14 protein-coding genes are annotated in these 13,970 nt (G+C 34.6%); all 14 read right to left on the reverse strand.

Features of this window, described 5'->3' with window-relative positions; translation table 11 throughout:
- Positions 1–2: 2 nt before the first annotated feature.
- Positions 3–635: a phosphoribosylanthranilate isomerase gene (locus C8C83_RS15485; protein ID WP_121329330.1), complete on the reverse strand. Its 633-nt coding sequence runs from the start codon at positions 633–635 to the stop codon at positions 3–5.
- Positions 636–810: 175 nt separating this feature from the next.
- Entirely contained in the window at positions 811–1,590 is a 780-nt protein-coding gene (gene trpC, locus C8C83_RS15490; RefSeq protein WP_132011805.1) for an indole-3-glycerol phosphate synthase TrpC, read from the reverse strand.
- Between the two features lie 48 nt (positions 1,591–1,638).
- Complete coding sequence (gene trpD / locus C8C83_RS15495) at positions 1,639–2,631, reverse strand: anthranilate phosphoribosyltransferase (RefSeq protein WP_121329331.1); 993 nt, start codon at positions 2,629–2,631, stop codon at positions 1,639–1,641.
- 78 nt (positions 2,632–2,709) lie between these two features.
- Positions 2,710–3,114 carry a GNAT family N-acetyltransferase gene (locus tag C8C83_RS15500; RefSeq protein ID WP_121329332.1) on the reverse strand — a complete coding sequence of 135 codons (405 nt, stop codon included), beginning with the start codon at positions 3,112–3,114 and terminating at the stop codon, positions 2,710–2,712.
- Between the two features lie 150 nt (positions 3,115–3,264).
- A complete protein-coding gene (locus C8C83_RS15505) occupies positions 3,265–3,831 on the reverse strand; it encodes an aminodeoxychorismate/anthranilate synthase component II (RefSeq protein WP_099709042.1) in 567 nt (188 codons plus the stop codon).
- A 93-nt stretch (positions 3,832–3,924) separates the two neighbouring features.
- Positions 3,925–4,374: a hypothetical protein gene (locus C8C83_RS15510; protein WP_121330067.1), complete on the reverse strand. Its 450-nt coding sequence runs from the start codon at positions 4,372–4,374 to the stop codon at positions 3,925–3,927.
- 68 nt (positions 4,375–4,442) lie between these two features.
- Complete coding sequence (locus tag C8C83_RS15515) at positions 4,443–5,843, reverse strand: anthranilate synthase component I family protein (protein WP_099709040.1); 1,401 nt, start codon at positions 5,841–5,843, stop codon at positions 4,443–4,445.
- 299 nt (positions 5,844–6,142) lie between these two features.
- On the reverse strand, positions 6,143–7,423 hold the full coding sequence (locus C8C83_RS15520) for a hypothetical protein (RefSeq protein ID WP_121329333.1): 1,281 nt from the start codon (positions 7,421–7,423) through the stop codon (positions 6,143–6,145).
- Positions 7,424–7,630: 207 nt separating this feature from the next.
- Positions 7,631–8,197 (reverse strand): YceI family protein, encoded by a 567-nt coding sequence (locus C8C83_RS15525; protein WP_121329334.1) that lies wholly within the window; start codon positions 8,195–8,197, stop codon positions 7,631–7,633.
- A 31-nt stretch (positions 8,198–8,228) separates the two neighbouring features.
- A complete protein-coding gene (locus tag C8C83_RS15530) occupies positions 8,229–8,861 on the reverse strand; it encodes an NAD(P)H-dependent oxidoreductase (RefSeq protein ID WP_121329335.1) in 633 nt (210 codons plus the stop codon).
- Between the two features lie 10 nt (positions 8,862–8,871).
- Positions 8,872–9,330 carry a MarR family transcriptional regulator gene (locus C8C83_RS15535; RefSeq protein WP_121329336.1) on the reverse strand — a complete coding sequence of 153 codons (459 nt, stop codon included), beginning with the start codon at positions 9,328–9,330 and terminating at the stop codon, positions 8,872–8,874.
- A 583-nt stretch (positions 9,331–9,913) separates the two neighbouring features.
- Positions 9,914–10,645 carry an MIP/aquaporin family protein gene (locus tag C8C83_RS15540; RefSeq protein WP_121329337.1) on the reverse strand — a complete coding sequence of 244 codons (732 nt, stop codon included), beginning with the start codon at positions 10,643–10,645 and terminating at the stop codon, positions 9,914–9,916.
- Positions 10,646–10,674: 29 nt separating this feature from the next.
- Positions 10,675–12,171 carry a glycerol kinase GlpK gene (gene glpK, locus C8C83_RS15545; RefSeq protein WP_121329338.1) on the reverse strand — a complete coding sequence of 499 codons (1,497 nt, stop codon included), beginning with the start codon at positions 12,169–12,171 and terminating at the stop codon, positions 10,675–10,677.
- A gap of 29 nt (positions 12,172–12,200) precedes the next feature.
- Positions 12,201–13,778, reverse strand: coding sequence for a glycerol-3-phosphate dehydrogenase/oxidase (locus tag C8C83_RS15550; RefSeq protein ID WP_121329339.1), 1,578 nt, complete (start codon positions 13,776–13,778; stop codon positions 12,201–12,203).
- Positions 13,779–13,970 lie beyond the last annotated feature (192 nt).

Here is a 13,970-nt window from a genome sequence, read left to right on the forward strand (position 1 = left end):
TTTTAAAAGTTGGCAACATCAAATTTGCGTTTGAAATTGCTAAATAGATTTCTGTTTTTTAGCCCGGGTTCGATTTCAAATTTACTATTTATATCGACAGCATAAATAGGAAGATTTGTTTTTGAAATCTCTTCGATAGCTTTTAATTCGTTGATTCCGATTCCGCCGCTTAAAAAGAAGGGTTTATCAGACTTGTATTTTTTTAAGATCGTCCAGTCAAATGTGGTTCCGTTTCCGCCGGGTAATTTTCCTTTTGTGTCAAACATAAAGAAATCGCAAACCGATTCGAATGGTTTTATAATTTCGAAATCAAAATCATTATCGGCTGAAAATACTTTTATGATTTCGATTTTCTTTGGTAATTGATTTTTTAATTCTGATAAAAATTCAACAGATTCATTTCCGTGTAATTGAACAGCTTGTAAATTGTATTTTGCAACTTTCTCCAGAATTTCTTCTTGTGTTTGGTTTACAAAAACGCCTACTTTTTTTATTGTTCCAATTAATTCCGGAATTGTTCCGTTAAAGTATCTTGCGGATTTTTCCCAGAAAATAAATCCCATATAATCGGGTAGGAGTGCACCTACTTCGAGGATATTATCAGGATATTTCATGCCGCATATTTTGAGTTTCATTGTATTGTGTTTTTTCTGTGTGTTTTTTACCGCAAAGAGCGCTAAGATTTTTTTACTATTGTAATGTTTACAAACGCAAAAGTTTGCAAAGCTTTGTGTTTAGTTTTTGCCGCGAATTACACGAATTTTCGCTAATTCAATTCGTGCTAATTTGTGTAATTCGTGGCAAACTTAATTATAGCTTGCTTATGAATTCTGTTGCGGCTTTTCCGGCGTTGTCGGTTTTCATGAAGTTTTCTCCAATTAAGAAACCGCTGTAACCATAAGGTCTAAGTTCTGAGATGGCTTCGATTGATGAAATTCCGCTTTCGGAAACTTTTACAAAATCATCTGGAATTTGTGATGCCAATTGTTTACTGAAATCTAAACTTACTTCGAAGGTTTTTAGGTTTCTGTTATTTACACCAATCATGTCTAAACTTGGCATAATCGATTTTTCTAATTCTTCTTGATTGTGAACTTCCAATAGAACTTCTAAACCCAATTTCTTTGCAAATTCAGATAATGATTTAATTTCTTCGCGTGTTAAAACTGCTGCGATTAGTAAAATCAAATCGGCACCAAAAGCTTTGGCTTCCAGAATTTGGTATTCGTCGACAATAAATTCTTTTCGCAAAAGCGGAATATTTACACTCGCTCTTGCCAAAAGTAAATCGTCAAGTGAACCTCCAAAATATTTTCCATCTGTTAAAACAGAAATTCCGCAAGCTCCCGCATTTTCATAGCCTTTTACAACTTCTTCAACCGTGAAACTATGATTGATTACTGATTTTGAAGGAGAACGACGTTTGTGCTCTGCGATAATTCCAGTGGAACTTGTTCTTAGTTTTTGACTTAAAGAAATGGTTTCTCTTCCAAAAAACACTGAACTTTCCAATTGCGAAACCGGAATGATCGATTTTTTAAGAACAACTTCTCTTTGTTTGTCAAATATTATTTTATCTAAAATATTCATTTTTAAGGTGCTAAGTTTCTAAGGTACTGAGGTACTAAGTTTTTAATTTTAAAGAGATAACTCTTGTAGTTTTTTGAGTGCTTGATGTCCTTTTCCGGAGAATAAACTTTCTTTTGCCAATTCGAATCCTTCAAGCGGAGAACATTTTGTAACCGTTGCGATTGCCATTGCGGCATTTGCGCAAACCACATTATTCTGTGCTTCGTTTCCTTTTCCTGATAGAATATTGATAAACATATCAGCCGATTCTTCGATGGTTTTTCCGCCTTCGATTTCGCTTTGTGATAAAAGTCTAACGCCAAAATCTTCCGGTTTCAACATTCCTTCCATATGTGATGTGATCGTTTTGGTTGGACCCGTTAAGGAGATTTCGTCATATCCGTCAAGCGAATGTAAAATCGTGAAATTGATATCGGTATTTTGATATAAATAAGCGTACATTCTCGCCAATTCAAGATTGAAAACACCAACCAATTGATTTTGTGGAAATGATGGATTTACCATTGGTCCCAACATATTAAAGAAGGTTTTTACCGCTAATTCTTTACGGATTGGTCCAACGTTTTTCATTGCCGGGTGAAATAGGGGAGCGTGCAAAACACAGATTCCTGCTTTATCAATACAATTTTCTAAAAACGAAGGATCATTGCTGAATTTGATTCCCATTTTTTCCATCACGTTGCTTGATCCTGAAATCGATGAAACTCCATAATTTCCGTGTTTGGCTACTTTTATTCCTGCTCCTGCCGAAATAAACGATGCTAAAGTCGAGATATTAAAAGTGTCTTTTCCGTCACCGCCAGTTCCACATAAATCGATGGTATTGTAAGCTGATAAATCGACGCGAATGCATAATTCTAATAATGCTTCACGAAAACCCGAAAGTTCTTCAATCGTAATACTTCGCATCATAAATACGGTCAAAAATGCCGAAATCTGACTTGGATTATATTGTCCGCTTGAGATATTAATCAATACATCTTTGGCTTCTTCTTTTGAAAGCACTTCGTGATTGATTAGTTTATTTAATATATTTTTCATTTTTTTTAAGGTTCTAAGTTGCTAAGGTTCTGAGTTACTAAGTTTTTCTGAAAACTGTGACTGCGACTGTTTACTTTTTTAATGTTCATCTCCCTGATAAATCCACATTGGTTCTGTTTTTCCGGCTCTTTCAAATCCGTTTTTCTTGTAGAAGTCAACAGATCTTCCGTCGGCGGTTAGCATTTGCATGTGAAAGTGATTGTATTTCTCTTGCATTTTATCCATAATCAATTTTCCAATTCCTTTTCCCTGATATTCCGGAAGCACCAATAAATGTGGATAATAAACGGTTAAGAATCCATCAGAAATCGCATTGCCAAGTCCTACTAATTTCTTTTCTTCCCAAGCCGTAATCAAAGTTTCTGAATTCAAAAGACCGTTATGCAATTCGTTTGGCTTATTTGCTGAACTCCATTCGTTTGCTTTGTATAAAACCAATATGTCTTCAATATTGATTTCTTTAGTTTCTGAAATAGTTATCATTTTTTTGAGTCTTAAAGTCTAAAGTCGAAGGTCTTAAAGTCTTCTGACTTGTGATATTTGTTATTAGATATTTTTTGGTTTTAAAGACGGAAAGATTAAGCTATAATATGTGACTTTATGACTTTCGACTTTAAAACTTTTGACTAACATCTAACTATTAATCCAATTTTCCAAAATCAATTTCCCTTTTGGCGTAAGCACACTTTCCGGATGAAACTGAACTCCTCTTACATCAAAAGTTTTGTGTCTTAGCGACATAATTTGTCCGTTTTCGTCGATTGAAGTTGCTTCAAGAACATCTGGCAAATTGGCATCAACAACCCAGGAATGGTATCTTCCAACTTCGAATTCATTGCCTAAACCTTCGAATAAAATTTCATCTGAAACTACGGTTTTTACATTCGTTGCAACGCCGTGATATACTTTATCAAGGTTAGAAAGTGTTCCGCCAAAAACTTCTCCAATTGCTTGTTGTCCTAAGCAAACTCCCAAAATGCTTTTTGTTGGAGCATATTTTGCGATTACCGCTTTTAATAAACCTGCTTCATCAGGAATTCCGGGACCTGGAGAAAGTAGAATTTTATCGAAAGAAGCGATTTCATCAATATCAAATTCGTCGTTTCTGTAAACGGTAACTTCGCAATTTAAATCTTCTAAATAGTGTACTAAATTATAAGTGAAACTATCGTAATTGTCTATAACTAATATTTTTTTCATTTTTCTTGAGGTTCTAAGTTTCTATCCCGAAGCTTCGGTTCTGAGTTACTAAGTTTTTTTACTGTGACTGTAAACCGCGACTGAATACTTTTTTTATTTTTCTCGAACGTATTTTTCAGTAATAATGCGGTCGATTCCTAATTTTTCTACTTTTTCGATTCCTTTTTGAATTAGAGTATCATTTTTAATTTTCACTACAAATTCAAACTTTCCATTTTCCCATTGACGATTATTGAAATATTCCAGATTCTCAGTATAAACACTGTCTTTCAAAGTATATTTTCCGCCTCCGCCAAAGAATACTGCATTTGTTGAATCCTTGCCGTTGTGTAAATCATGATTGAAAAAAGCAAAATGAGTATCATTTATAATCTTAATCATTTTTGTCTTTGGATTGAAAGTCGAGAACGTTGAATCTTTTTCTGTCGTTTCTGCTGATATCAGACGCCAGGTTCCTGTTAACGGAAGTACGTTTGATTCTTTCTTAGATTCACATGATATTAAAAGAACGAAAGTGATAACAATTGCAATTAAATTTCTCATAGGGTTTATAGTTTGTGGTTTATTTTTTTCAGGTTTCAAGTTCTGCGACTGAAAACTGCGACTGAATACTAAATCTTCTCCGCCATTTCAAGCGCTGTATTCAATGCTCTTAATTTATTGTAAACTTCCTGCATTTCGCTTTCTTCATCAGAACTTGCTACGATTCCGGCTCCGGCCTGACAATGTAATTGATGATTTTTACTTAGGAAAGTTCGAATCATAATTGCGTGATTAAAGTTGCCTTCAAAATCCATAAAGCCAATTGCGCCTCCGTAAAAATTACGATTTGTTTTTTCGTAATCTTCAATCAATTGCATCGCTCTGTGTTTTGGTGCTCCGCTCAAAGTTCCTGCCGGAAAAGTATCTGCAACAACTTGCATTGTGGTAGCTTTTTCGTGTAAATGACCTGTAACTTTTGAAACCAAGTGAATTACGTGCGAGAAAAACTGAACTTCTCTGTATTTCTCCACATTCACATCGTGTCCGTTTCTGCTTAAATCATTTCTGGCTAAATCAACCAACATAACGTGTTCGCTGTTTTCTTTTTTATCTTCCGAAAGTTCTTTGGCTAAAACTGCATCACGTTCGTCATTTCCGGTTCTTTTGAAAGTTCCTGCGATTGGATGAATTTCAGCTTTTCTGTTTTTTACGATAATTTGTGCTTCGGGCGAAGATCCAAATATTTTGAAATCTCCATAGTCAAAAAAGAATAAATAAGGAGATGGATTAATACTTCTTAAAGCGCGGTAAACATTGAATTCGTCGCCTTTGAAACCTTGTGTAAATCGACGTGATAAAACCAATTGAAATACGTCTCCGCGGAAACAGTGTTTTTTGGCTAAAGCCACATTATGCTTGAATTCTTCATCAGTTAAGTTAGAGAAACCTTCGCCTTCTTTGGTGAATTTATATGAAGCAATATTTCGGGATTGTAGTAATTGTTCAATTTCCGAGATATTGTTTTTTCCGTCTACACTATGACAGAAAATGTAAGCTTCGTTTTTGAAGTGATTTATCGCAATGATGTTTTGATAAACCGCATAAAAAACATCCGGAATTAAAGTAGCGCTGTCTTTTTTAGCGATCGAAACTTTCTCAAAATAACGAACGGCATCATAAGAAATGTAACCGAATAAACCATTATTGATGAATTTAAAGTCATTTTTCTCCGATTTAAACTGACTTGAAAATTCCTGAATTACTTCTGGAATATTTGTGTTTGCATCAATAGCAATTTGTTCCGTAGTTCCGTCAGGAAAAGTTTTAGAGATAATTTCGTTTTCGATTTTGATTGTCGCAATCGGGTTGCAGCAAACGTAAGAGAAACTGTTGTCATTTCCGTGGTAATCACTACTTTCCAGTAATAAACTATTCGGGAATTTATCTCTAATTTTAAAATAAATACTAACTGGCGTAATGGTATCTGCCAGAATTTGTTTGTAGTTTGTGTTGAGTATAAAAGGTTTCAAAGTATGTTGTTTTTAATTTTTAATTATGTTTTCGCTTGAATTTGGACCAAAAAAAAAGGCTTGTCGTGATGACAAGCCTTTTATATTTATAGTTTTGAAAATACCATAGGAAGCTTTGTTCACGACGTTTGACGTAAATTCTTCCACCACCAAGTATTGTTCATTAATGTTTTCATTTCTTTATTTTGATATGGCAAATATATAAATGTAATTTGAATTAGAATACATAAAATTTCAAAAAAAACTTTTCTAAATTCTAAAATTTGTTAAATTTCAAATAAATAAGTTGTTTTAAGTTCTTAATTTCCAATCGCAAGTGTATTGTTTTGGTTGATTCTAAAGTCCGGATTTCCTTTGATATTTGGCGTTGTAAACAATTCAATATTTTTCATTGTAGTGTAATCTATTAATAATGCCGGATCGCCGTAATATTTTTGAATTGCAGCATTTCCGCCACTTGCTTCGCTTGTAATTCCTCCGTTGCAATTGTTTACAATTAGATTTTTGAATGTTATTTTAGACAAATTCGCTTGTCCGTCTCCAATATTTGATTCTAATATGACAAAAGGAGTAAAGCCTGAAACTATACTATTAGTTAAATTAAAGAAAGTATTTTCTCTAACATGAACAGATTCTCTAACAAGACCTTGGTTGTTCTCTTCTAAATTTACCATAGTTATGTTACTTGCGTTTATTTTGGTTAATTTTTTGGTCATATCGGTATTTTCAATTTTATCGTATGAATCAACTTCAAAACATCTTGAACCTGAAACATCTGATGAAAATGGGTGACGAATTGCGATACTGTTGCTTATATTACATTGAACTCCTTGTGTAAAATCGAAATCATCATCTGTAGTTCTGTAAGAAATTAAGTTATTCATAACTAGATCTCCACCATAACTTTCGAAAGAGTCATCATTTGAAAAACTAATTTGGATGTTACTCAAAACTGTTTTTCTTCCAACTCCTGCTAACGAAAGTCCGTTAAGTTCTTTTAATGAACTTAATTTTCTACCGGCATATTCAATTCTCACATATTTTAAAATTCCTGAATTATCTTCGGCATCTGGACCTCCGTAATGATTTAGCATTGGTTCCAAATCAAAAGGAAGAATGTGAATACCTCCAATAGTATTTATTGGAGCTTTACCTAAAATAATGATTCCTCCCCAGTCACCAGGTCTTCTTTCTGTAATTTCTTTGTTTGAAGTAAAAACGATAGGATCTGTTTCAAGACCTTCGGCCATAATTTTTGCTCCATTTGTAACAACAAGAGTTCCACAGGTTTTGTCATCTCCACGAATAACGGTTCCCGGTTCTATTGTCAAAACTGCATTGTTGGTAACGTATACTACACCAACTAATTGATAAGTATTTCGTTTGGTCAATCTCATATCTTTATCAATAGTTCCAGCTATGATGTTTGTAGCTTCGCTATATTCTGTGTTTGCAGGTTTAAAATTAGTCCAATTATTCATCCAGTTAGAGCTACCAATAATTCCTTTTGGTTGTTGTTGTGCTTGTAGACAAAAAGTGCTCAGTAAAGTGATAATAGCAATACGTATTTTTGTTTTCATAACGATGATTTTGATTCTATTTTTTGGATTTTTTAATCAGCCCAAAAGTAGAAGCCCAATGTTAATCAATGTCCTGTCTGTTATTACGAAAGTGTTATCTAAATATTAAGAATGTTATTTTTTTGAAAATAATATAAAAAGAAACCCCAATAGCATTGAACCATTGGGGTTTTTCTTATAATATTAAGAATTCTACTGTTTAAAATATTAGAATTTTAAAGCTACAGTTAATTCGAAATCATCATTGATAGTTTTGTCTCCTAAACCTTCGAAGAAGTTTCCTGAACCATATTTAATATCGTATTTAGTTCTGTCAACTTTGAAAGCAGTAGTTGCAGTGTTTCCAGCTACAGTAATGTCAAAAGTTACAGGTTTAGTGATTCCTTTGATAGTTAAATCAGCAGTTACAGTATATACGTCAGTTGCTTTAGCTCCGATAGTTTTGAAAACTAATTTTGCAGTTGGGAATTTGTCAGTTCCAAAGAAATCGTCAGCTTTTAAGTGACCATTCAATTTCCCTTGGTATTCTCCAGTTAAATCAGTAGAAGTTAATGAAGTCATATCAACAGTGAAAGAACCACCAGTTAATTTTTTTCCTTTGAAAACTACAGCTCCATCTTTGAAGTTTACAGTTCCAGAGTGCTCTCCAGTTACTTTTTTACCTACCCATTTAATAGTAGATGCTTTTACGTCGATTTTTTTAGTTTGAGCATTTACTGAGATACTAGCCGCTGCTACGAATAATGCTATTGCAATTGTTTTTAAATTTTTCATGTTGTTAAAATTGATTGTGGATTAATAATAATTATATAGTGATAAATAAATTCTCGTGTGATTTTCTAACTTTTTTGTAGTGTTGAGCTTCGTCCTCATCATGTCTGTAACCTACAGTTGCAATAACAGATGCGTTTAGACCTAATTTGTCAAAACCTAAAATTTCGTTGAATGCAGCAGGATTGAAACCTTCCATTGGCGTAGCATCGATTTTTAATTCAGCAGCAGCAGCCAATAATGTACCTAAAGCGATATAAGTTTGTTTTGCAGTCCAGACATTTTTAGCTTCTTGAGATAAATTAGCGATTGTACCTTTCATCATATCAGCAAATCCAGCCAAAGCATCAACAGGAACACCTCTTGTTTCGCTAATATCTTGAATGTAAGCGTCTACAGAATCTGCTCCGGCGTTTAAGTCATTTGCAAAAATGAATAATTGAGAAGCATCAGTAATTTGAGTTTGTCCGTAACCAGCAGCTTTTAATTGCTCTCTGATTTCTGGATTCTCGACAATAATAACCTTGTAAGGTTGTAATCCGTATGAAGAAGCACTTAATCTAACCGCTTCTTTTAAAGTATTTAAATCCTCTGCAGATACTTTTTTCGTTGCATCAAATTTTTTCGTTGCGTATCTCCAGTTTAAATTTTCTAATAATGTACTCATAATTTTAAATTTATTTATTGGTTCTGTATTTTTCTAATAACTGATTTAATAATTCTAATTCTTCTTTACTTATATTTTCGGCAAACTCACGTTCATGTTCATCTACCTTCGGGTCTAATTCTTTAAGAACATCCAATCCTTTTTGAGTGATTAGCACTTCAATTTTTCGGCGATTGCCCGGACAAACATTTCTAGTTACAAAATCCTTCAGTAATAATTTGTCTACCAATCTTGTTGTGTTACTTGTTTTTGCCAACATTCGTTCCTGTATGACACACATATTAGCAGGATTTCCTTTTTGTCCTCTTAGTATACGTAACACATTATATTGCTCTCCGGATAAATCATACGGTTTTATCAACTCGTTGAAATGATCCTGAATCACATTTTGCGTGTACATGATATTCAGAATAACTTTTTTCGCATTATCCATCTTAACTGTACTTTTTATAACCTCTTCAATTGTCATAGTTGTAAGTGTATAATTTGTATGTACAAATGTATAGCTTTTAATAGTTGTATATACAAATGTCATGTTAATTTTTTGTTAATTGAATTAAGACGAATAAATAACTTGATAAACCCTATAGAATTAGTGTAAAAATAATATTTATTTTTTAAAAGTACCAAATTATCTTTGCTAAAGATTTTAAAGCTTTGATAAAGATAGGTTTAAGTTTTTGTTGCTTAAAATAATTGGCTTTAACAGAATGTAAAATTTTATCATCAGGGCGTGCCACCATCCTGACAAGAGGGCAAACTTACTTTGCGCATATACGCCCTCTTATCAGGATGCTGTCGGGCTATACACGCTACTTCGGTAGCCAGCTTCTATCCCTCACGCGAGCCCAATGTTATTAAATTAAGTTTTTTAGATAATTTGATTTAGTTTTTTTGCGTACAAAATTTATTGAATAGTTTCCTACTTCAGCAGGAGCATATTCAAAAAAACTTCGCTCCCGACGCCTCGGGATTGAGACTTTGCGAGATTAATTTTATTCCTAAAAACTTAATTTAATGACATTGCACAAGAGTCCAAGACATGTAAAACCTTAATTAATGACGAGATAAAGTGCAGCCGCCAAACCAGAACCAATTATTGGACCCAGAATCGGAATCCAGGCATATGTCCAATTACTGCTTCCTTTTATAGGTAAAATAGCGTGCATGATTCTCGGACCTAAATCTCTTGCCGGATTTATGGCATAACCTGTAGTTCCGCCCAAAGAAAGACCAATTACCCATACCACAATTGCAACCGGAAGTGCTCCAATTGTTCCTAAACCAATTGTCGCCGTACTATCAGTTGCGATTTGTAAAGTTGGTCCCGCAATATAAAAGATGGAAAAAATCAAAACGAAAGTTGCAATTACTTCGCTAATTAAATTTGATACATTGTTTTTGATTGCCGGCGATGTAGAGAAACAAGCAAGTTTTGCACCTTCATCTTCTGTTGCGGCAAAATGATCTTTATGAGATAACCACACTAAAAAAGCACCAATCATTGCACCAATCATTTGGGCAAAAATATAAGACGGAACTAAATTCCAATTAAATTTTCCAATCAAAGCCAAACCTAGCGTAACAATAGGATTTAAATGTGCGCCACTAATTGGTCCTGCAATAGTCACGCCCACAAAAACGGCAAATGCCCAAGCTGTTGTGATAACAATCCAACCAGAGTTGTTTCCTTTAGTGTATTTAAGAACAACGTTTGCAACAACGCCATTCCCTAATAGAATCATTATCATTGTACCCAGAATTTCGGCTATAAATGGAGTCATGTCTTGATGTTTTGTTAATTGCTTAAAATCTATTCTTCAATCCAATTAGAGGCGCGTCCAACAGCTCTGTCCCAATTTTTTACAAGCTTATTTACTTTCTCTTTATCCATTTTTGGAGAAAATACTTTGTCTATCGACCATTGCTCTTTCAGATCGTCTAAGTTTGACCAATAACCCACGGCAAGTCCTGCCAAATATGCGGCGCCCAAAGCTGTAGTTTCTAATGTAGTAGGTCTCGTAACATCAGATCCAAATATATCCGATTGAAATTGCATTAATAAATTATTTCCCGCAGCGCCACCGTCTACTCTTAATTCTATGCCTTTATTTCCAAAATCAGCTTCCATAGCTTTAAGCAAGTCGTTTACCTGATAGGCGATTCCTTCTAAAGTTGCTCTGGCAATATGTGCATTTGTTGTGCCTCTTGTTATTCCAACTATTGCGCCTCTTGCATATTGATCCCAATATGGCGCTCCTAATCCGGTTAAAGCAGGAACAAAATAAACTCCTCCGTTGTCAGGCACACTTGCTGCAAGAGTTTCGATTTCGTCAGATGAGTTGATTATTTTTGCTCCGTCTCTTAACCATTGTACAGCTGCGCCACCAACAAAAACGCTGCCTTCTAAAGCATAAGTAGTTTTTCCGTTGATTTTCCAGGCAATTGTTGTCAATAAGTTATTGGTTGAAAAAATAGGTTTTTCGCCCGTATTCATCAACATAAAACAACCAGTTCCATACGTGTTTTTGACCATTCCTGAGTTGGTACAAAGCTGACCAAAAAGTGCCGCTTGTTGATCTCCGGCAACTCCACTAATCGGAATTTTTGTCGAAAATAGGGTAGTGCTCGTTTCGCCATAAATAGCACTGCTTTCTTTTACTTCAGGCAACATTGCACGTGGAATATCAAACAATTCCAGTAATTCATCGTCCCAATCTAAAGTGTTTATATTGAATAACAAAGTTCTGCTGGCATTAGAAACATCCGTCATAAACAATTTACTACGGGTTAGTTTCCATATTAGCCACGTATCTACAGTTCCAAAGCAAAGTTTTCCTTGTTCTGCTTTTTCACGTGCTCCGGCAACATTATCCAAAATCCATTTTACTTTGGTTCCCGAAAAATAAGCATCCAGAATAAGTCCGGTTTTCTTCTGAATCATTTCCGTGTGACCTTGTGCTTTCAGTTCGTCACAGTATTTTGCCGTTCTTCGATCTTGCCAAACGATTGCATTATATATAGGTTCGCTTGTTTCACGATCCCAAACAATAGTAGTTTCTCTTTGATTGGTGATTCCAATTGCTGCAATTTCGCGACCCGTAATTCCAACTTTTGCTATAACCTCAGCAGCAACACTAACTTGCGAAGACCAGATTTCGTTAGGATCATGTTCAACCCATCCCGGTTTTGGGAAAATTTGCTTAAACGGTTTTTGAGAAATACTAACAATTCCTCCTTTATGATTGAATACAATGGCTCTGGAAGAAGTCGTTCCTTGATCCAAAGCCAGAATTAATTTATCTTGCATGATCTGTATATTCTTAAGTTAATAAAAATCTATTGAAATTCTTTTAGAAGAAAACCTCTTGCAATTCCGTGGAAGTTGGTAATTTCTTTTTGTATCCAGGTTTCGTCATGTCCGTTTTCTTTTGCCAGTAAACGAGCTACTTTTTCAGAAGATGCAATTGCAGCTCTGGCATCTAAAAATAACAACCGAACACGTCTTGCGAGAACATCATCTACCGTTCTTGCCATTTCATATCGAATAGCCCAAACAACTTCGGACATTGTAAACTCGTGATTCGGATGCAGTTTTTCTTTTAATTCAGGTTCGTTTTCTTGTAATTTTAATATCTCAGGAATATCTGAACCATAAATATATAAGTGATTTTCTCTGTCTAAAGTTGTTGTAAGTTGATTTCCATGAATGGGAAGATGTTCCGTAACGCAAGCTTTCTTAGGTAATTTGCCTGTTTTTATAGCTTTATCGATAATATCCTCTGAAATTTTTCTGTAAGTTGTCCATTTTCCTCCCGTAATCGTTATTAATCCCGTTTCCGAAACTATAATTTTATGACTTCGGGAAACTTCTTTCGTACTTTTTCCTTCTTCTTCGGGCGCAGCCAAAGGACGTAAACCCGCATAAACAGATAAAACATCTGCTCGTGTTGGTTTCTTAGCCAGAAAATGTTGAGCAGTTTCCAGAACAAATTCAATTTCGCTTTCAAGCGCAATAGGTTCCAAACTATGTTTTCTTATTAAGGTATCAGTTGTTCCTACGACAATTCTATTGTGCCACGGAACGGCAAATAAAACTCGTCCGTCACTTGTTTTAGGAATCATTAAAGCATGTTCACTTGGCAAAAATGATTTGTCAAATACAAGATGAATTCCCTGACTTGGTACAATATATTTTTTGTATACGGTATCGTTAAGTTTCATGATGGCATTTGTAAAAACTCCGGTTGCATTAATAATAGCCGAACCTTTTATTTCGTACTTATCGCCAGTTTCATGATCTATGGCTTCAACTCCAATAATTTGGTTTTTATCATCCTTTAGTAAATGGACAACTTTAGTATAATTCAAAAGACAAGCTCCTTTTTCGATAGCGGTTTGAGCAAGGTTTATCGCCAGACGAGAATCATCAAATTGACCGTCTTGATAAATAACGCCATTTTTTAGCCCTTTTTCTTCAACAGTCGGAAGCATTTCAATTGTTTTTTTCTTCGAAATATATTTTGATCGCCCCAAACTTAATCGTCCTGCCAATAAATCATAAACCGTTAACCCAACGGTGTAAAGTAAACCGTCAAATAAGCTGTAATTGGGAATCACAAAAGATTGATTTTTGACTAAATGACCAGCATTTTTAGACAGTAATCCTCTTTCTTTCAAGGCTTCGATAACCAAATGAATATTTCCTTGTTCTAAATACCGAACGCCGCCATGAACTAATTTGGTGCTTCGGCTGGAAGTTCCCTTTGCAAAATCTACAGCTTCAAGCAAGATAGTTTTATAACCCCGACTTGCAGCATCAAGTGCCGTTCCCAGACCGCTTGCTCCACCACCAATTATAATTACATCCCAATGTTCCGTATTTTTTAGTTTCGACAATTGCTCTGAGCGTTTCATATGGCTTTGATTTGTTTACTTTTTGTAAGATTAAATCTTGTATTGTAAACTTACTGAAACTTAATGAAAGTAAAATGAAGAAATACTATTAATAAGAAATTTTGTCTCTAGAGAAATCGAGAGCCTAAATTTCACGCAAAAATAAACCCGACAAGTCTTATAACTCGTCGGGTTTGATTTCTAATCGTGAGA

The organism is Flavobacterium sp. 90, assembly GCF_004339525.1.
Classification (GTDB): Bacteria; Bacteroidota; Bacteroidia; order Flavobacteriales; family Flavobacteriaceae; genus Flavobacterium.

Coding starts and splice junctions, on each gene's coding strand:
- C8C83_RS15485 (WP_121329330.1), bottom strand. CDS start 635: ATGAAACTCAAAATATGCGGCATGAAATATCCTGATAATATCCTCGAA.
- trpC (WP_132011805.1), bottom strand. CDS start 1,590: ATGAATATTTTAGATAAAATAATATTTGACAAACAAAGAGAAGTTGTT.
- trpD (WP_121329331.1), bottom strand. CDS start 2,631: ATGAAAAATATATTAAATAAACTAATCAATCACGAAGTGCTTTCAAAA.
- C8C83_RS15500 (WP_121329332.1), bottom strand. CDS start 3,114: ATGATAACTATTTCAGAAACTAAAGAAATCAATATTGAAGACATATTG.
- C8C83_RS15505 (WP_099709042.1), bottom strand. CDS start 3,831: ATGAAAAAAATATTAGTTATAGACAATTACGATAGTTTCACTTATAAT.
- C8C83_RS15510 (WP_121330067.1), bottom strand. CDS start 4,374: ATGAGAAATTTAATTGCAATTGTTATCACTTTCGTTCTTTTAATATCA.
- C8C83_RS15520 (WP_121329333.1), bottom strand. CDS start 7,423: ATGAAAACAAAAATACGTATTGCTATTATCACTTTACTGAGCACTTTT.
- C8C83_RS15525 (WP_121329334.1), bottom strand. CDS start 8,197: ATGAAAAATTTAAAAACAATTGCAATAGCATTATTCGTAGCAGCGGCT.
- C8C83_RS15530 (WP_121329335.1), bottom strand. CDS start 8,861: ATGAGTACATTATTAGAAAATTTAAACTGGAGATACGCAACGAAAAAA.
- C8C83_RS15535 (WP_121329336.1), bottom strand. CDS start 9,330: ATGACAATTGAAGAGGTTATAAAAAGTACAGTTAAGATGGATAATGCG.
- C8C83_RS15540 (WP_121329337.1), bottom strand. CDS start 10,645: ATGACTCCATTTATAGCCGAAATTCTGGGTACAATGATAATGATTCTA.
- glpK (WP_121329338.1), bottom strand. CDS start 12,171: ATGCAAGATAAATTAATTCTGGCTTTGGATCAAGGAACGACTTCTTCC.
- C8C83_RS15550 (WP_121329339.1), bottom strand. CDS start 13,778: ATGAAACGCTCAGAGCAATTGTCGAAACTAAAAAATACGGAACATTGG.